Source organism: Neobacillus soli NBRC 102451 (genome assembly GCF_001591665.1).
In the GTDB taxonomy this organism is placed as follows: Bacteria; Bacillota; Bacilli; order Bacillales; family Cytobacillaceae; genus Neobacillus; species Neobacillus soli.
The window spans coordinates 62,670-80,950 of the sequence record NZ_BCVI01000059.1 but is presented as its reverse complement, the minus strand read 5'-3'; the positions used below and the strand labels follow the sequence as shown (position 1 = coordinate 80,950).

Annotated in this window: 17 protein-coding genes and 4 tRNA genes; 20 read left to right on the top strand and 1 reads right to left on the bottom strand. The window is 41.0% G+C overall.

Annotated elements, in window-relative coordinates; translation table 11 throughout:
- Positions 1-146: 146 nt before the first annotated feature.
- The 4 genes from noc (at position 147) to BSO02S_RS20525 (ending at position 3,665) form a co-directional block, all read left to right on the top strand.
- A complete protein-coding gene (noc, locus tag BSO02S_RS20540; RefSeq protein WP_066071994.1) occupies positions 147-1,013 on the top strand; it encodes a nucleoid occlusion protein in 867 nt (288 codons plus the stop codon).
- A 222-nt stretch (positions 1,014-1,235) separates the two neighbouring features.
- Positions 1,236-1,997, top strand: a complete 762-nt coding sequence (locus BSO02S_RS20535) for a ParA family protein (RefSeq protein ID WP_066071991.1) — start codon at positions 1,236-1,238, stop codon at positions 1,995-1,997.
- A complete protein-coding gene (locus tag BSO02S_RS20530; RefSeq protein ID WP_066071988.1) occupies positions 1,990-2,838 on the top strand; it encodes a ParB/RepB/Spo0J family partition protein in 849 nt (282 codons plus the stop codon). Before BSO02S_RS20535 ends, BSO02S_RS20530 begins: the two co-directional genes overlap by 8 nt.
- A 110-nt stretch (positions 2,839-2,948) precedes the next feature.
- A complete protein-coding gene (locus BSO02S_RS20525; protein ID WP_066071985.1) occupies positions 2,949-3,665 on the top strand; it encodes a DUF554 domain-containing protein in 717 nt (238 codons plus the stop codon).
- Positions 3,666-3,703: 38 nt separating this feature from the next.
- On the opposite strand, the gene yyaC is transcribed toward BSO02S_RS20525, so the two are convergent.
- Entirely contained in the window at positions 3,704-4,318 is a 615-nt protein-coding gene (gene yyaC, locus BSO02S_RS20520; protein WP_066071982.1) for a spore protease YyaC, read from the bottom strand.
- Positions 4,319-4,463: 145 nt separating this feature from the next.
- Here yyaC and BSO02S_RS20515 point away from each other — a divergent pair, with 145 nt between their 5' ends.
- The 16 genes from BSO02S_RS20515 to BSO02S_RS20435 all read left to right on the top strand — a co-directional run bounded on the left by BSO02S_RS20515 (position 4,464) and on the right by BSO02S_RS20435 (position 17,886).
- A complete protein-coding gene (locus tag BSO02S_RS20515) occupies positions 4,464-5,336 on the top strand; it encodes a mechanosensitive ion channel family protein (protein ID WP_066071980.1) in 873 nt (290 codons plus the stop codon).
- 20 nt (positions 5,337-5,356) lie between these two features.
- The gene (locus BSO02S_RS20510; protein ID WP_066071978.1) at positions 5,357-5,554 is read left to right on the top strand and encodes a DUF951 domain-containing protein; all 198 of its coding nucleotides are present in this window, start codon (positions 5,357-5,359) and stop codon (positions 5,552-5,554) included.
- Positions 5,555-5,631: 77 nt separating this feature from the next.
- Positions 5,632-7,638 (top strand): molybdopterin-dependent oxidoreductase, encoded by a 2,007-nt coding sequence (locus BSO02S_RS20505; protein ID WP_066071975.1) that lies wholly within the window; start codon positions 5,632-5,634, stop codon positions 7,636-7,638.
- A 133-nt stretch (positions 7,639-7,771) separates the two neighbouring features.
- Positions 7,772-8,872, top strand: coding sequence for a redox-regulated ATPase YchF (ychF, locus tag BSO02S_RS20500; protein WP_066071971.1), 1,101 nt, complete (start codon positions 7,772-7,774; stop codon positions 8,870-8,872).
- 356 nt (positions 8,873-9,228) lie between these two features.
- Complete coding sequence (rpsF, locus tag BSO02S_RS20495) at positions 9,229-9,516, top strand: 30S ribosomal protein S6 (RefSeq protein ID WP_066071968.1); 288 nt, start codon at positions 9,229-9,231, stop codon at positions 9,514-9,516.
- A gap of 73 nt (positions 9,517-9,589) precedes the next feature.
- Complete coding sequence (ssb, locus tag BSO02S_RS20490) at positions 9,590-10,114, top strand: single-stranded DNA-binding protein (RefSeq protein ID WP_066072008.1); 525 nt, start codon at positions 9,590-9,592, stop codon at positions 10,112-10,114.
- Positions 10,115-10,167: 53 nt separating this feature from the next.
- Positions 10,168-10,407: a 30S ribosomal protein S18 gene (gene rpsR, locus BSO02S_RS20485; RefSeq protein ID WP_066071965.1), complete on the top strand. Its 240-nt coding sequence runs from the start codon at positions 10,168-10,170 to the stop codon at positions 10,405-10,407.
- Between the two features lie 118 nt (positions 10,408-10,525).
- Positions 10,526-11,470 (top strand): YybS family protein, encoded by a 945-nt coding sequence (locus tag BSO02S_RS20480; RefSeq protein ID WP_066071962.1) that lies wholly within the window; start codon positions 10,526-10,528, stop codon positions 11,468-11,470.
- Positions 11,471-11,494: 24 nt separating this feature from the next.
- The gene (locus tag BSO02S_RS20475; protein ID WP_066071959.1) at positions 11,495-13,468 is read left to right on the top strand and encodes a DHH family phosphoesterase; all 1,974 of its coding nucleotides are present in this window, start codon (positions 11,495-11,497) and stop codon (positions 13,466-13,468) included.
- The gene (rplI, locus tag BSO02S_RS20470; RefSeq protein WP_066071956.1) at positions 13,465-13,914 is read left to right on the top strand and encodes a 50S ribosomal protein L9; all 450 of its coding nucleotides are present in this window, start codon (positions 13,465-13,467) and stop codon (positions 13,912-13,914) included. The genes BSO02S_RS20475 and rplI overlap by 4 nt, the downstream gene beginning before the upstream one ends.
- A gap of 184 nt (positions 13,915-14,098) precedes the next feature.
- On the top strand, positions 14,099-15,454 hold the full coding sequence (gene dnaB / locus BSO02S_RS20465; RefSeq protein WP_066071953.1) for a replicative DNA helicase: 1,356 nt from the start codon (positions 14,099-14,101) through the stop codon (positions 15,452-15,454).
- A gap of 188 nt (positions 15,455-15,642) precedes the next feature.
- On the top strand, positions 15,643-16,935 hold the full coding sequence (locus tag BSO02S_RS20460) for an adenylosuccinate synthase (RefSeq protein ID WP_066071949.1): 1,293 nt from the start codon (positions 15,643-15,645) through the stop codon (positions 16,933-16,935).
- A 625-nt stretch (positions 16,936-17,560) separates the two neighbouring features.
- Positions 17,561-17,636: transfer RNA gene (locus tag BSO02S_RS20450), tRNA-Lys, on the top strand.
- A gap of 13 nt (positions 17,637-17,649) precedes the next feature.
- Positions 17,650-17,724: transfer RNA gene (locus BSO02S_RS20445), tRNA-Glu, on the top strand.
- A gap of 6 nt (positions 17,725-17,730) precedes the next feature.
- Positions 17,731-17,807: transfer RNA gene (locus BSO02S_RS20440), tRNA-Asp, on the top strand.
- Positions 17,808-17,813: 6 nt separating this feature from the next.
- A tRNA-Phe gene (locus tag BSO02S_RS20435) sits at positions 17,814-17,886 on the top strand.
- Positions 17,887-18,281: the final 395 nt, after the last annotated feature.

Genomic DNA, 18,281 nt, shown 5'->3' with positions numbered 1-18,281 from the left:
GGGCGCTGGAGCTAGACAGTTTTCAAAGCTGAAAACTTTATTTTGAAGAGCTAACATTTTTTATTCAAAAATGGTATTCTAGGCAGGAAGATATAATTTAGATAGAGAATAAGTAATAGGGAGTTTCCGTAAAGGTGGTGTTGGGGATGAAGCAATCGTTTACCCGCTTTTTTGGCCTCGGCGACAAGGGAGAACAAGAGGTTGAGCTTGAAAAAGAACTAAATATAGAAAAAAATGAGGAAATAAAAAAAATACCTATAGATCATATTGTAGCAAACCGTTTCCAACCTCGAACGGTATTTGATGAAGAGAAAATTGAAGAATTGGCGCGAACCATTCACATACATGGAATCATTCAACCGATCGTGGTTCGGGAGTTTGCTGTCGATCAATATGAAATTATTGCGGGGGAACGCCGCTGGAGGGCCATGAAAAGGCTCGGATGGGCTGAGGCGCCGGCAATCATCAAAAATTTATCGGATACCGAAACTGCATCTGTTGCTTTGATTGAGAATTTACAACGGGAAGAGCTATCTCCGATTGAAGAAGCAATTGCCTATGGAAAACTGCTTGAATTGCATAATTTGACGCAAGAGGCTCTGGCTCAACGGCTTGGTAAAGGGCAGTCTACGGTTGCAAACAAGCTGCGTTTACTTAAATTACCACAGCAAATCCAAGAGGCCTTATTAAATAAAATTATTACGGAACGGCATGCACGCGCTCTTATTCCTCTAAAACATCCAGAAAAACAAGTGGCAATGTTAGCGGAAATCATTGAAAGAAATTTCAATGTCAAGCAAACAGAGGAACGTGTCGTTAAGCTGCTTGAACAAAGGAATGAAAAGCCCAAACCGAAGCGAAAGGCATTCAGTAAAGACATGCGAATTGCCGTGAATACCATTCGCCAATCCTTAACAATGGTCACGGACAGCGGCATCAAGCTTGATGCTGCTGAAGAGGAATTTGACGAATTTTACCAATTTACGATTCGAATTCCGAAAAAAAGTAAATGATGAATAGAAAAATAGATTCTGGAACCAGACGTCCCTTCGTTTGGTTCTTTTTTTCCTTTCAGTCATAAAAAAAATTAATTGTGCCTGCAATTCATGTTAAAATAGAACAATGGAATTTTACTTTCCATGATGAATGAAAGATAATGACAAAATAGACGGAATTATTTTACTTAATAGATTTTGAGAATAAAATTTTTATAGAAATAAAGGGTAGGTGACATCGTGGGCAAAATTCTTGCAATCGCGAATCAAAAAGGCGGAGTCGGCAAAACGACTACCTCTGTCAACCTAGGTGCCTGCTTAGCATATATAGGCAAACGTGTCTTATTAGTTGACACTGATCCGCAGGGAAATGCAACAAGCGGAATTGGAATTGAAAAGGCAGAAGTTGAACAGTGTATCTATGATGTATTAGTAGACGATGTAGAAGCAAAGGATGTTATTAAACCGACATCTGTTGAAAATTTGTATGCTATACCAGCGACAATTCAACTCGCAGGGGCAGAGATTGAATTGGTTCCGACTATTTCAAGAGAGGTTCGCTTAAAGCGTGCGCTTGGAGAGGTCAAGGATCAATTCGACTATATTATTATCGATTGTCCGCCATCTTTAGGCTTATTAACGATCAATGCCTTAACGGCTTCGGATGCCGTGTTGATTCCTGTCCAATGCGAGTATTATGCCTTGGAAGGCTTAAGCCAATTATTAAATACGGTCAGGCTTGTCCAAAAGCATTTAAATCAAGATTTAAAAATTGAAGGTGTGCTCTTAACGATGCTTGATGCAAGAACAAATCTAGGCATCCAGGTAATCGAAGAAGTAAAGAAATATTTTCAAGATAAAGTCTATAAAACCATTATTCCAAGAAATGTGCGTCTAAGTGAAGCTCCGAGCCATGGTGAACCAATCATTACATATGATTCAAAATCCCGTGGGGCTGAAGTGTATTTAGATTTAGCAAAGGAAGTGGTCTCGAATGGCTAAAGGTTTAGGAAAAGGGCTTAACGCATTTTTTAATGAAGTAGGTAAGGAAGAGACAGTCCAAGAGGTCAAAATCAAGGATCTGCGCCCAAACCCTTACCAGCCTCGGAAAACCTTCCAACAAGAGACAATAGACGAATTAAAGGCTTCAATTATTGAACATGGAATCCTCCAGCCTCTTGTTGTTAGAAAAAGCATTAAAGGCTATGAAATTGTTGTGGGTGAAAGGCGTTGTCGTGCTGCTAAGGAAGCAAATCTTGAAACAGTGCCTGCTGTAGTGCGTGAGCTCTCAGAACAGCAAATGATGGAATTGGCCGTCCTCGAAAACCTACAAAGAGAAGATCTGAATCCCATTGAAGAGGGAATTGCCTATCAAATGTTAATGGAAAAGTTAAAGCTGACACAGGAAGAGGTGGCAAGGCGTCTAGGTAAAAGCCGACCGCATATTGCCAACCATATCCGGCTCCTTTCTCTCCCGCCGAAAATTCAGGAATTAATTTCAACAGGAAAAATAACGATGGGTCATGGACGTGCATTATTAGGACTCCGCCAAAAAGCAAAATTACCAATGGTAGTTGAAAAAATTATTAATGATGGCCTCAATGTTCGTCAATTGGAAAGGCTTATTCAACAATTAAATGAAAATGTTTCACGTGAAACAAAAAAGCCAGAGGTTAAAAGAGATGTATTCATAAAAGAACGGGAGCATTTCCTTCGGGAGCGATTTGGAACGAATGTAAATATTAAACAGAATAAAGACAAAGGCAAAATTGAGATTGAATTTTTCTCCAAAGAAGACCTAGAACGGATCCTAGAAATGCTAGATAAAGAAGAATCTATGTAAACCATCCTCTCGATGGTTTATTTTTTTACAGAAATTCCTTTTCAATGAAAATAAAACATGATAGGTTATAACTATTACTATTTCGAGAGGCGAAAAAAGGGTGAAATAACATGTTTTTATTAGGGACACTTGTTAATGGGCTGTTAATTATTATTGGAACTTTATTGGGGAAGCTCCTCCATCGTATCCCGGAAGGTATGAAAGTAACGGTTATGTATGCAATTGGCTTGTCTGTCATGGTTTTAGGCCTGCAAATGGGTTTAAAAAGTGAAAATTTTCCAATTGTTATTATTAGCTTAGTCGTTGGTGCAGTCGCAGGAGAGCTGCTAAAATTAGAGAATAAATTAAATGATTTGGGGCAATGGCTTGAAAGAAAAGTTGGCTCTAAAGGAGAACGCAGCATTTCAGAAGGCTTTGTGAACGCCACCTTAATCTTTGTCATTGGGGCAATGGCCATTATTGGTGCACTTAAGAGTGGAATTCACGGTGACCATCAAGTATTGTACACCAAATCATTGATAGATGGGTTTACCGCATTATTCCTAACAACCACATTAGGAATTGGTGTCATCTTTTCTGCTGTCCCTGTTGTTCTTTATGAAGGATTAATTGCCATGTTTGCCACCCAGATTGACCGCTTTGTTCCACAGGCATTAATGAACCAGTTTATTGTCGAAATGACAGCAACGGGTGGAATTATGATCTTTGCAATCGGCTTGAACTTAACAGGAATAACCAAAATTAAAGTGGCCAACCTGCTTCCGGGCATAGTCGTAATTGGAGTTATTGTAACCGCTATTTATATGTACCATCAATTCATACAATAAATAGGAAAACAAAAGAGCTAACGCTGCCGTTTGCTCTTTTAGTTTGTCTTCTCATCTTCTATCCAATTTAATTCCTTCCAATTTTGCTTTGGATAGCGCAGGCTTGCCTGATAAATCCCATTTGCTATTGTTTTAGCCATCCTCATGACAAGGTTAAGACGTGTATTTTGTAAGACAAAAAATTCCATAAAACCGCTCACGTTGACGATGCCTGTGATATGTATATCGCCCACGGCGGGAAGTTCCTTGTTTACCCCTGCTCCCGGCTTGACTGGGCCACTACCCACTTGAATGACACCGACGTTTTTGATCCTACCTAAGCAGGCATCAATACCAATCATAAAGGGATCCATATGCTTTGTTCTGATTTCCTTTAGCCGTTCGGCAAGATTAACTGCATGGATCGGCTCATCCAGAGTTCCGTACACATAAAACGATTGAAGGCCCCTTTCCTCCAATAAGGTTCCAATAAGCGGTCCTAATGAATCTCCTGTGGAGCGGTCGGTACCAATACAAATAAACACAATCGGGCGGCTTGTTAACCTAGGGATATTCGCCAGTAATTCCTCGGCGAGATTTTCCACCGCAAAGGCATCATCATGGATGATTCGTGTCTTGGTCCTCCTATCAAAAATGCTGGTCTTCAGATTCATTAAGCCCACTCCTTAACCGTAGTAAGTCTTAACATTATACGGAAAATTCAGGGAATCTATACATAAGTATGCAGAAAAGAAAAAATACACAATGCTATTATCTATATTGAAAAGTTGCTAAAATAGGTTTGAGGAAGGTGTAAAAATGAACCCTACTGAAAAGGAAATTCAAACAGGTCTTAGTAAATTTCAAAACGAAGATACATGGTTGCACCTTGGCGAAGGTCTGCTAAAAATTATTGCCATACTGGTTATTGCCAATATCCTCATTCGGATTGGCAAAGTAGCGATTCACAACATTTTTAAAATTAGAAACTTCTCTCCTCTTAGTACCTCGGTGCGCCGGGAAGAGACACTTTCAAAGCTGCTTGATAGTGTTCTTGTTTATGTCGTTTATTTCATTACGATTATGATGGTTCTTTCTGTTTTAGGAATTAATGTCCAGGCACTTATTGCCGGGGCTGGAGTTGTCGGCCTGGCAGTAGGATTTGGTGCACAAAGCCTAGTAAAGGATATTATTTCTGGCTTTTTTATCATTTTTGAGGATCAGTTCTCAGTCGGTGATCATATTCGGGTAGGACTATTTGAGGGGAATGTCGAAACAATAGGGTTAAGAACGACAAAGATTAAAAGTTGGACAGGTGAAGTCCATATTTTACCAAATGGGAGTATTACTCAGGTGACTAATTTTTCGCTAAATAATAGTCTGGCGATTATTGATATTGCCATTTCCTATGGAGAGGATATTGAAAAGGCGGAAAGGGTCATTGAAGAAGCCCTTAAAACGATGCCAAGTCAATATGAACAGTTAACAAAGGCCCCAGATTATTTAGGGATCCAATCAATGGGGACAACTGAGATTGTTTTACGGGTGGTTGCTGAAACATTACCGATGCAGCAATCAGGAGTTTCCCGTGCTATTCGGAAGGATATCAAGCTGTTATTAGATGAGAATGGAATAAAGGCTCCAGATCCAAGATTGTTTATGTACCAAGGTGGTTCTGACCAACCTAAATAATATGTATGGGAGGGGTAAAGATGGAAGAAAAGGATTTTGCCTTAAATGATGTCGTTGAAATGAAAAAGCAGCATCCATGCGGAACGAATCGCTGGAAGATCATTCGTCTTGGGATGGATATAAGGATAAAGTGTGAAGGCTGCGGTCATAGCGTCCTCATTCCAAGGAGAGAATTCTCAAGGAAAATGAAGAAGGTTTTGGTGAAGCATGAAGAATAATTTCATGCTTTTTATTTGAAAGGCGGAAGCGACCGTAGAAAGTAGATATAAAGTTTTGCATCTTGGGGGTGGACATTTTGGCACATGTACGAAAGACGGCTTGCCCGTTAAATTGCTGGGATAGCTGTGGATTCAATGTAACGATAGAGAATGACAAGGTTACGAAGGTAGAAGGAGACCCCACCCATCCAATTACACTAGGGAAAATTTGTGGTCGGGGCCGGATGCTTGAAACGAGAGCAAACTCATCAAAGCGGCTATTGCACCCTTTAAAAAAGGTTAACGGCAGCTTCGAGCAAATCACTTGGGAGCAGGCTCTTGATGAAATCGCCGCAAGATTACAAGAAGTTAAGGAACAACACGGATCTACAGCCGTTTTGCACAGTCATGATTATGCAAATAACGGGATATTGAAAAACCTCGACCAGCGATTTTTTAATAGCTATGGAGGAGTAACGGAGCTTTACGGATCTCTCTGCTGGGGGGCGGGAATTGAAGCACAAAAGTGGGACTTTGGTGAGGCTTGGAGTCATGAACCAAATGATATTTATAATAGTAAAAATATCATTGTTTGGGGTAGAAATGTTGCCCGGACAAATATGCACTTTTATGAAAAGTTGCTTGAGGCAAAAAAACAAGGGGCAAAATTAGTTGTCATCGATCCGCTTTATAATGCGACGGCAAAAATTGCTGATGAATATATAACGATTAAGCCGGGAATGGACGGATTACTAGCTGCTGGGATTATCAAGGAAATGTTCCGTTTAGGGTTAGAGGACCGGGAATTTATTGAGCAATTTACCCATGGTGTTGCTGATTTATCACAGCTTCTTGAGGAAATTTCCTTAGCTGAAATTAGTGAAATCACCGAAGTATCCTGTGAGGTCATGACGAAATTAGCGGTTGTATATGCGGATAAACCAACGGCAACTTATATGGGTTTAGGGATGCAGCGCTATAAAAACGGCGGAAATACGATTCGTTTCATTGATGCCCTTGTCGCCATCAGTGGAAATATCGGTATTGCTGGCGGCGGCGCCAACTATGCCAATCTCCAAGTAGGCCAAAGCTTTGCTTTCGAAGAGTTGACACTTTCCAAGCGCAAACAAAACCACAGACAATTTTCAATCATGAAGCAGGCAGAAGAAGTCTTAGCAGCAACGGACCCAGAAATAAAGATGATTGTCGTAACCTGCGGGAACCCGCTTACCCAGGTGCCTGACACCGAAGTGGTAGAAAAAGCCTTCACTAAGGTTCCAACACTGGTGGTCATCGAGCAATTTATGACGGATACAGCGATGCTCGCTGATTATGTTTTGCCGACAACGACAGCTTTTGAGGAAGAGGATTTTTATTATTCCTCAATGTATCATCATTATGTCAATTATGGTCCAAAGCTCGTCGCCTCTCCTGGTGAAACAAAGTCAGATTTATGGATATGGACACAATTGGCGAACAGGCTGGGTTTTGGTGAGGATTTTGATTTTACTAGAGAAGAATGGCTACAGATGACCTTGAAGCCATTGGAAGACAAAGGGATTACCCTTGAAAAATTACAGGCATTGCATACCATGGAACTGCCTGTGGAAAAAGTCCCGTGGTCTGACCGGAAGTTTAAAACACCAACGGGTAAGTTTGAGTTTACTTCCTTCGCTGTTCAACAAAAGGGCGATAATGGGAGATTAACATTAGCGGTTCCGGATGAATCGAAATGGAATAGCCCTAAGCTTGCAGAAAAATATCCCTACAGCCTGCTAACGATTCATCCCTTACGCTCCAATCACTCGCAGAACTATCATCTTTTAGGAGCGAATCTCAAGCTAAAGGTTGAGGTTGCACAGAATATTGCTGAGGAACAGGGATTGAAGAATGGGGATTACGTCAAGGTATGGAATGACCGCGGTGAAGTTAAAGGCTATATTTTTATTTTAGCAAAGGCCCACCCAAATACGATTAATATCGATGAAGGGATTTGGAAGCAGTTTGGCGGGTCTGTAAATAACCTGACCTCAAGCAGGGAATCCGATAACGGGCTAGGGAGTACCTTGTACGATTGTCTTGTGAATCTTGAAAAAGTAAACTAACTGCCGCTGCAAAAGCGGCAGTTGTCTTTTTTTAGATAAATGCCTATAATTGTGAAAGGCTTGCCACTTTGATGAATATAGAACTAATTTTTTTATTTAAACATAGATCAATTTTTTTAGAGGAGTGAAATAAATGGCTTTAACAGCTGGGATTGTAGGATTACCGAATGTTGGTAAGTCTACATTATTTAATGCAATTACACAGGCGGGGGCGGAATCGGCAAATTACCCGTTCTGTACAATCGACCCGAATGTCGGAATTGTCGAAGTACCTGACCACCGACTTCAAAAATTAACGGAGCTTGTCCAGCCGAAGAAAACCGTACCAACGGCGTTTGAATTTACGGATATTGCTGGAATTGTGAAAGGTGCAAGTAAGGGTGAAGGGCTTGGAAACAAGTTTCTGTCCCACATTCGCCAAGTGGATGCGATATGTCAAGTAGTTCGCTGCTTTGCAGACGATAATATTACCCATGTATCCGGTAAAGTGGACCCCATCGATGATATTGAAGTCATCAATCTGGAGTTAATTCTTGCTGATATGGAATCCGTCGAAAAGCGAATTGGCCGTGTTGAAAAATTAGCCAAACAGAAAGACAAAGATTCCGTTGCTGAATTTGAAATCCTTTCGATGCTGCGTGATGCATTTGAAGCAGAAAAACCTGCTCGTACGGTTGATTTCACGGAAGAACAAATGAAATTAGTTAAAGGATTGCATCTGTTAACCATCAAGCCTGTCCTTTATGTCGCAAACGTTAGCGAAGATGATATTGCGAATCCAACTGAAAACGAATATGTTCAAAAGGTTCGTGAATTTGCTGCTGCAGATAACGCTGAAGTTATCGTTATTTGTGCAAAGATTGAAGAGGAAATTTCGGAGCTTGAAGGGGAAGAAAAGCAAATGTTCCTTTCAGAGCTTGGGATTGAAGAGTCCGGCCTTGATCAATTAATTCGGGCAGCCTATAACTTACTTGGATTAGCTACTTACTTCACTGCCGGGGTTCAGGAAGTTCGTGCCTGGACATTCAGAAATGGCATGAAGGCGCCGCAATGTGCGGGAGTCATTCATTCCGATTTTGAACGTGGCTTTATACGTGCAGAAACAGTCTCCTATGAGGATTTACTAGCCGCTGGCAGCCATACTGCTGCTAAGGAAGCCGGCAAAGTTCGTTTAGAAGGCAAAGAATATGAAGTAAAAGACGGCGACGTCATCCATTTCCGTTTTAATGTTTAATTAGTTGGAGCTGACTCTGTAGTCAGTTTCCTTTTTATTAGTGGCTCTATTAAAGCCCAGCGTTGATTTTTGCCACTATGTTGATTGGAGCGGAAGGCACGAAGACTCCTGCGGGAGTACGGGGCCGAGGAGTCTCCCCGGCACGCCCGCGGAAAGCGAAGCTTCTTGAGCGCAAATCAACATACAAGTTTAACAGAGCTAATTTTTTTTAAAAGAGTAATTTACGGAATGAAATATGGCATTCATGTGAAGGACATTGCAATTCCATTCCAACTATGCTATACTTTCAACTTGTGAGTAATGAATAATTGCTCCTTGCCCAATAGGGCCGTTTAGACCAAAAGGAGGTGACTGTGATGAAAAAGTACGAAATTATGTACATCATCCGCCCAACGATTGAAGATGAAGCAAAGAAGGCTCTTGTAGAGCGTTTTAATACGATTCTTCTTGATAACGGTGCGGAGACTGCTGAAACAAAGGATTGGGGAAAACGCCGTCTTGCTTATGAAATCAACGATTTCCGTGACGGATACTACCAAATCGCTAAAACAACATCTTCAGCTGCTGCAGTACAAGAATTTTCTCGTCTTGCAAAGATCAGCGAAGATATCATTCGCCATATCGTAATTAAAGAAGAAGAATAAAAATAGATAAAAAAGTTTTTCTGGAGTAAATGTTTCACATGAAACATTTCTAGGAGAAAGGGAGTTGATTCTGATGATGAATCGTGTCGTGCTTGTTGGACGGTTAACGAAGGATCCTGATCTGCGTTATACACCAAATGGTGTTCCTGTGGCTACTTTTTCTTTAGCGGTTAATCGCCCATTTTCAAATCAGCAAGGTGAAAAAGAAACAGATTTTATTAATTGTGTTGTTTGGCGCCGTCCTGCTGAAAATGTGGCAAACTTTTTGAAAAAGGGCAGCCTGGCAGGCGTTGATGGTCGTGTTCAAACCCGCAACTATGAAGGACAAGATGGTAAACGTGTTTACGTTACAGAGGTTTTGGCAGAAAGTGTACAATTCCTAGAACCGAAAAGTTCATCTGGCGGCGGAAGAAGCGACAACGATCATCAATTCGGTGCTCCACCACGGGAACCGCAAGGCAGTTCTTATGGACAGAGCAATCAGAATCAACGCCCGAATCAGAACCAGAATCCAAATAAAGGTTTTACAAAAGTGGATGAAGATCCATTCGCGGGAAATGGCCAAATTGACATCTCTGATGATGATCTGCCATTTTAAAAAAACCTTTCTGAACATATAAATAAAAAAATATCAAAAAGGAGGGAATTTTCATGGCAGGAGGACGTAAAGGCGGTCGCGCAAAACGCCGTAAAGTGTGTTATTTCACATCCAATGGTATCACTCGCATCGACTATAAAGATGTGGATTTACTTAAAAAGTTTATCTCTGAGCGTGGAAAGATTTTACCACGTCGTGTAACTGGTACAAGCGCTAAATATCAGCGTAAATTGACAGTTGCTATCAAACGTTCACGTCAAATGGCATTATTACCATTTGTATCTGGAGAATAATATTAAGAAAGGCAGTAAGGGTTCGCCCCTGCTGCCTTTTTCTTATACTCTACAGTTGAATCGGACCACATATCTAGATAAAATAAGAGAGAGCTTTGAAAAACTTAGGGGTGAAGTAGTGAAGAATGTCAACAAACTAACAGAAGGTGCCATCCTATTGGCAGTTTTAGCTGCTCTTATCTTTATAACGATTTATGTTCCAGTTATTGGATCTATCCTTAACCTTGCCCTGCCGTTACCATTTATCATGTTTGCTGCAAAGAATAACGTAAAAAATATCTCAGCGTTCTTCCTAGCTGGCATATTTATCTCGTTTATTGCTGGCTCTTTTATAGGAATTGGATTAATGCTGATTTACGGCGCCGCAGGTGTGGTAATCGGCTATTTACTGCAGAAAAACAAGAGTCGGACCGCGATTTTTATTTCTAGCTCGCTCACATACATGGCTGGGTTTGTTATTTTTTATATTGTTGTGGTTGCCTTTTTAAAAATGGATATTATTCATGAGTTTACACTGATGTTAAATGAATCGTTCAAGAGTTCTCAAGTTTTGCTTAAAGCAATGGGGAATGAAGAGCAATTAAAACAATTGCAAGCGCAAAATGCAGCACTTATAAAAACAATTGAGACACTCGCGCCGAGCGCTTTGATTATGGCATCCTTTTTCGCTACCTTTCTCACCCAGTGGATCTGTTTTCCAATTGCCAAAAGATTCGGTGTCAAGGTTGAGCCGTGGGGCAATATCCGAAATATGATCCTGCCAAGAAGCCTTTTATGGTACTATTTAATTGTCATTGTGGCGAATATGCTGTTTCATCCTCAAGAAGGTACATATATATATACCGCCTTAATTAATCTTAAATCCATTTTAGAAATGTTTCTGATTGTTCAAGGCCTTTCCTTTTTGTTTTATATTTTCCATCAAAGGTCAGTTTCAAAGGGACTTCGTGCATTTATTGTAATTCTAGCTTTCATCATACCCATTTTTCGTACTATAATATTGATATTAGGTATTACTGATATGGGCTTTGAGTTTAGAAAGCGTATTGAAAAGAAAGAGTAGACTTCCGTTTAGGAGCTGAAAATCTTGCCTGCATTTCTAGAAAAGCGGTCAATTCGTTACCCCTTTTACGGGTTAATAGGCGTGACAGTGGTCCTGCTCATTGTCCTGTTTTTATATAATTGGATAGTAAGTGCAGCCGGGCTGTTATTAATGCTTTTTCCTATTTACTATATGTTTGTCATTGACCATCGCCAAAGGAAAGAGATGGAGGAGTATATCTCAACCCTTTCTTACCGGGTAAAAAAGGTCGGTGAAGAGGCCCTAATGGAGATGCCAATCGGGATTATGCTCATCAATGATGAGTATTATATTGAATGGACAAATCCCTATTTGTCTTCATGCTTCGATGAGGATACATTGGTCGGCAAATCGCTTTATGATGTGGCGGATACCCTGATTCCATTAATTAAGCAGGAAGTTGAAACAGAAATTATTAAGCTGCATGGGCGGAAGTTCCGTGTTATTCATAAACGTGAAGAGCGGCTGATCTACTTCTTCGATGTCACCGAACAAAAGGAAATCGAGAAAATGTATCAGGATGAACGGACGGTCATTTCTATTATCTTTTTAGATAATTATGATGATCTTACACAGGGGATGGATGATCAGATGCGTGGCAGCATCAATAATTTAGTAACGTCACTCCTGAATAAGTGGGCCCAGGATAATGGTATTTTTTTAAAAAGAATATCCTCGGAACGGTTTATTGCTGTTTTCAGCGAAGGGATTCTGCAAATGTTAGAAAAAGAGAAATTTTCTATCCTCGATGTGGTCAGGGAAATGACTTCAAAGCAAAATGTGGCGTTTACCTTGAGTATCGGCGTCGGAACAGGTGCTACCTCCTTACCTGAATTAGGAGCTTTAGCTCAATCAAGCCTTGATTTGGCCTTAGGCAGGGGTGGCGATCAAGTGGCCATTAAATTACCAAGCGGGAAGGTAAAATTCTTTGGCGGCAAAACAAATCCGGTTGAAAAACGGACAAGAGTCAGGGCTAGGGTCATCTCCCATGCATTAAGGGATTTAATTACGGCTAGTGATAAAGTAATCATTATGGGCCATAAAAACCCTGACATGGATTCGATTGGTTCAAGTATCGGCATTTATAAAGTCGCACAAATGAATCAGAAGGAAGCCTATATCGTATTGAACATGCAGGAAATTGACAACGGTGTGAAACGGCTTATGGATGAAATCCGCCAGCACGAACAGTTATTTTTGCATTTTATCGGGCCTGAGGAGGCACTTGAAATCTCCACGGACAAGACCTTGCTCGTCGTTGTTGATACCCATAAACCATCCATGGTCATGGAAGAACGACTGCTTAATAAAATTGATCATGTGGTTGTGATTGACCATCATCGCCGCGGTGAGGAATTTATTAGCAACCCATTACTTGTCTATATGGAGCCCTATGCGTCATCGACTGCGGAGCTTGTCACTGAATTTCTTGAATATCAGCCCAAGCGGGGGAAAATAGAAATGATTGAGGCTACCGCCCTGTTAGCGGGAATCATTGTCGATACCAAGAGTTTTTCATTAAGAACTGGCTCAAGGACATTTGATGCCGCCTCCTACCTTCGGGCCCATGGAGCCGATACCATTCTCGTCCAAAAGTTTCTCAAAGAAGATGTTGATACATATATAAAGAGAGCCAAGCTGATTGAGTCAGTTGCTTTTTACCGTGACGGGATTGCCATCGCAAAAGGAATGGAAGACGACCTTAATGACCAAGTCATTATTGCCCAAGCCGCAGATACGCTGTTAACTATGGATGGTGTGCTTGCTTCCTTTGTCATCTCAAAACGGAGCGAAGGAATCATTGGAATCAGTGCAAGGTCACTCGGGAATATCAATGTCCAAGTGATTATGGAAAGCTTAAAAGGCGGGGGTCACCTGACAAATGCAGCCACCCAATTAACTGGTTTATCGATAGCAGAAACAGAAGACAAATTAAAGTTAGCGATTGATGAATTTTTTGAAGGAGTGAAAAAGGAATGAAGGTTATTTTCTTAAAGGACGTTAAAGGTAAAGGAAAAAAAGGCGATGTGAAGAATGTAGCGGATGGTTATGCACATAACTTCTTAATCAAGCAGGGTTTAGCGATGGAAGCAAATAATGCCAGTATCAGTACATTGGATGCGCAAAAGAAGAAAGAAGAAAAGGCTGCGGCTGAAGAACTTGCCGAAGCGAAAAAGCTGAAAGAAACCTTGGATAAAATTACGGTTGAGTTATTTGCTAAAGCCGGTGAAGGCGGAAGACTGTTTGGTTCAATCACCACAAAGCAAATTGCCGAGGAACTGCAAAAGAAACACGGAATTAAAATTGATAAACGCAAAATGGAAATAGTGGATGCGATTCGTACGCTGGGCCACACAAAGGTTCCAGTCAAGCTTCATCATGAGGTTACTGCGATACTGACTGTTTCAGTGGTAGAGGTAAAATAAATACTGCTTTTGAATACTGGATAAAACTTTCCAGTACGAAATGGTTACAAAACATGATAAGATATAAAAGTTGTTAATGATGTGATCAGGTGTAACTGATCACTTTTTTCTTTATGGGATATGATATGATAATTAAAATGACCTTTGCTAAATTACCCTCTTCATGATAGGAGGTTTTTGATAGATGAATGATTTATACGCAGATCGCATGCCGCCGCAAAATATTGAAGCCGAACAGGCCGTTTTAGGGGCAATCTTTTTAGAGCCATCCGCACTCACCTTAGCTTCAGAAATACTAATTCCTGAGGATTTTTATCGTGCTTCGCATCAGAAAATTTTTAATGTGATGCAAAAGCTAAACGATGGAGGTAAAGCGGTTGACCTTGTTACCGTAACGGAGGAGCTGGCTGCAGCTAAACTGATTGAAGATACTGGCGGCGTCAGTTATTTAAGTGAGTTGGCGGGGTCTGTTCCGACGGCTGCCAATATTGAGTATTATGCGAGAATAGTAGAAGAAAAATCATTACTTAGAAGATTAATTCGCACGGCTACTGAGATTGCCTCTGATGGTTATTCCCGTGAGGATGAGGTCGAAGCACTCTTAAGCGAGGCGGAAAAAAATATTATGGCGGTGGCTCAAAGAAAGAATGCCGGAGCCTTCCATAATATTAAAGATGTCCTTGTCCGAACGTATGACAATATTGAGGAAATGCACAACCGCGTCGGCGATATAACGGGTATTTCCACAGGATTTGCTGAACTGGACCGAATGACGGCTGGATTCCAGCGTAATGATTTAATCATTGTCGGTGCCCGTCCTTCCGTGGGTAAAACAGCCTTTGCCTTGAATATTGCTGCAAATGTTGCCACGAAAACGAATGAAAATGTGGCGATTTTCAGTCTTGAGATGGGTGCGGAACAGCTTGTTATGCGGATGCTTTGTTCGGAAGGGAATATCGATGCGCAAAGGCTTCGGACCGGTTCCCTTACGGATGATGACTGGGGCAAGCTGACAATGGCGATGGGAAGTCTTTCGAATTCTGGGATCTTTATCGACGATACTCCTGGTGTTAGAGTCAATGAAATTCGTTCAAAATGCCGGCGTTTGCAGCAAGAGCACGGTTTAGGAATGATTTTAATTGATTATTTGCAGCTTATCTTAGGAAACGGCAGATCTGGCGAGAATCGTCAGCAGGAAGTATCGGAAATCTCACGTTCTCTTAAGCAGTTAGCTCGTGAGCTTAAAGTTCCGGTTATTGCCCTTTCACAGCTTTCCCGTGGTGTTGAGCAGCGTCAGGATAAGCGACCGATGATGTCTGATATTCGTGAATCAGGTAGTATTGAGCAGGATGCCGATATCGTCGCCTTCTTGTATCGTGATGATTACTATGATAAAGAATCAGAGAATAAGAATATTATCGAAATCATTATTGCAAAGCAGCGTAATGGTCCAACGGGGACGGTTTCGTTAGCCTTTGTAAAGGAATATAATAAATTCGTAAATTTAGAGACTCGGTATAATGATGCGCCGGGTGCATAATTTTTGGAGTCAGCCAGACTATTTGGCTGACTCTTTTTATATAGTTAGAGTTTGCTATTTATACGAACAAATACTATATTTTAATATAAAATGTTCGTGTTTAATTGATTTTTCGAGGCGTAATTGGTAAACTGAATTAGTGATGAATAAGTATTTACGGGAAGTTAAAAATTTTGGAGGTGCCTTTTATGTCATCAGTAGTGGTTGTTGGTACGCAATGGGGAGACGAAGGAAAAGGAAAAATTACGGACTTTCTTTCTGAAAATGCAGAGGTAATTGCACGTTATCAAGGTGGAAACAATGCAGGGCACACCATTAAATTTAACGGAGAAACCTACAAATTACATTTAATTCCTTCAGGGATTTTTAATAAAGAAAAAATTAGTGTCATCGGTAATGGCATGGTGGTTGATCCTAAAGCGCTTGTAACTGAGCTTGCTTACTTACATGAAAAAGGAGTTACTACCGAGAATCTTCGGATTAGTAATCGTGCCCATGTGATCCTTCCCTACCATTTGAAATTGGATGAAGTGGAAGAAGAAAGTAAGGGTGCTAATAAGATTGGTACCACGAAAAAGGGTATTGGCCCTGCCTATATGGACAAAGCTGCGCGTGTTGGGATTCGAATTGCCGATTTGCTAGAGCACGATGTGTTTGAGGAAAAATTGGAGCGGAACCTTGCTGAGAAAAACCGCTTATTTGAACGGATTTATGAGACTACCGGCTTTAAGAAGGAAGAAATATTAGATGAATACTTTGAGTATGGACAGCAGATTAAGCAATATGTCTGCGATACATCTGTAGTGTTGAATGATGCCCTGGATGACGGTAAGCGGGTCCTTTTTGAAGGTGCCCAGGGTGTTATGTTAGATATTGACCAAGGTACGTATCCGTTTGTTACATCATCTAACCCAGTTGCCGGAGGAGTAACGATTGGTTCAGGAGTTGGTCCATCTAAAATCACCCATGCCGTTGGCGTTTGTAAGGCCTACACTTCCCGTGTCGGTGACGGACCGTTCCCTACTGAATTACATGATGAAACAGGAAATCGCATTCGTGAGGTTGGGCGTGAATACGGTACTACAACAGGACGTCCGCGCCGTGTCGGCTGGTTTGATAGCGTCGTCGTGCGCCATGCCCGCCGTGTCAGCGGGTTAACGGATCTTTCTCTTAATTCAATTGACGTCTTAACCGGTATTGAAAGCTTGAAAATATGTACGGCCTATCGCTATAAAGGCGAACTCATTACAGAGTATCCGGCGAGCTTAAAGGTATTAGCGGAGTGTGAACCTGTATATGAAGAACTGCCAGGCTGGACTGAGGATATTACAGGCGTTAAATCATTAGACGAGCTGCCTGCCAATGCCCGCCATTATATTGAGCGCGTCACCCAGCTGACTGGAGTTCCGTTGACAACCTTCTCGGTCGGCCCTGACCGTAATCAAACAAATGTCGTTCGCAGCCCGTGGAGGCAAATCTAAATTATTTATGAGAAGCCCGTATTTTGGCGGGCTTTTCTCTTTGAACATGTAAGGTTTGCGAGGGATGGAAAGTGTTTGTTTTGACGATTCGCAAATAAAACGGAGTAATTCGCAAATAAAAGGCTTGGATTCGCAAATAAAACCAGGTAATTCGCAAATAAAGTGGATTTTTTCGCAAATAAAACTAGAATGCGTCCTTAAATAAGTGCTTATGACAGAACTTCTTGCCCCGAAGATGCATTTTCATATGCCGTTTTCCTGTTTTATCCGATAATCCGAACAAAATATCAACGAAAAGCGCATGTTTATTGGCAAAATGGGATCAAATTAAGTGGAAGTTTAAATAGAAACTATATTTTAATAACTATTTTTAAAAAAGGTATTGCTTAATGGGTATTAACCATGCTATTATAAAAAGCGTCGTCACAATACGACAAATTAAGTGCGAGCAATTAGCTCGATTAGTGAATCATCTTATGTACGAGCCATTAGCTCAGTTGGTAGAGCACGATCGAATAAGCTTCTTCGAAACAGCATCAGGGCACACGCCGAGCTGCTGCTTGCTTAAGCTTCCTGAGGCGTGGGCATCCGACGAAATAAAAGATTAGTGAATCATCTTATGTACGAGCCATTAGCTCAGTTGGTAGAGCATCTGACTTTTAATCAGAGGGTCGAAGGTTCGAGTCCTTCATGGCTCACCATTTATTTTTTTGTGGCCCCTTGGTCAAGCGGTTAAGACACCTCCCTTTCACGGAGGTAACACGGGTTCGAATCCCGTAGGGGTCACCATAGTTTGGTCTGGTAGTTCAGTTGGTTAGAATGCCTGCCTGTCACGCAGGAGGTCGCGGGTTCGAGTCCCGTCCAGACCGCCATTAGTTGGCTCAGTAGCTCAGTCGGTAGAGCAAAGGACTGAAAATCCTTGTGTCGGCGGTTCGATTCCGTCCTGAGCCATTCTATAAAAAAGGAAGCTTGCGTTTGCAAGCTTCCTTTTTTGTTATTGTAAAATTACTCTTGCCATCCCATTGAAATAAAGGTTCCTCCTTTTTACAAAAAAAGCATAAATAGTTTGTCCTATTTTGTAAAATAAAAGTCTACTACGCTAGAACTATTAAAAACCCTGTTTTAATAGGAATTTCCCCCTAATTTAAAAAACAAATAAGGGAAAAAACGACTAGAATATTTCAGTTAAATGTAGGGAAATGTCAGCTATTATACATTTTTGTTACATTATAAAGACTATTCCTCCATTTTCTAAATATTATGGTAAGGTAAAGAAGGTTAAAAAACTAGGGAATTCTTAGTAGTCAAAAGTACTAGATAAATAGAGTTTTATCGTGATTTGGGAG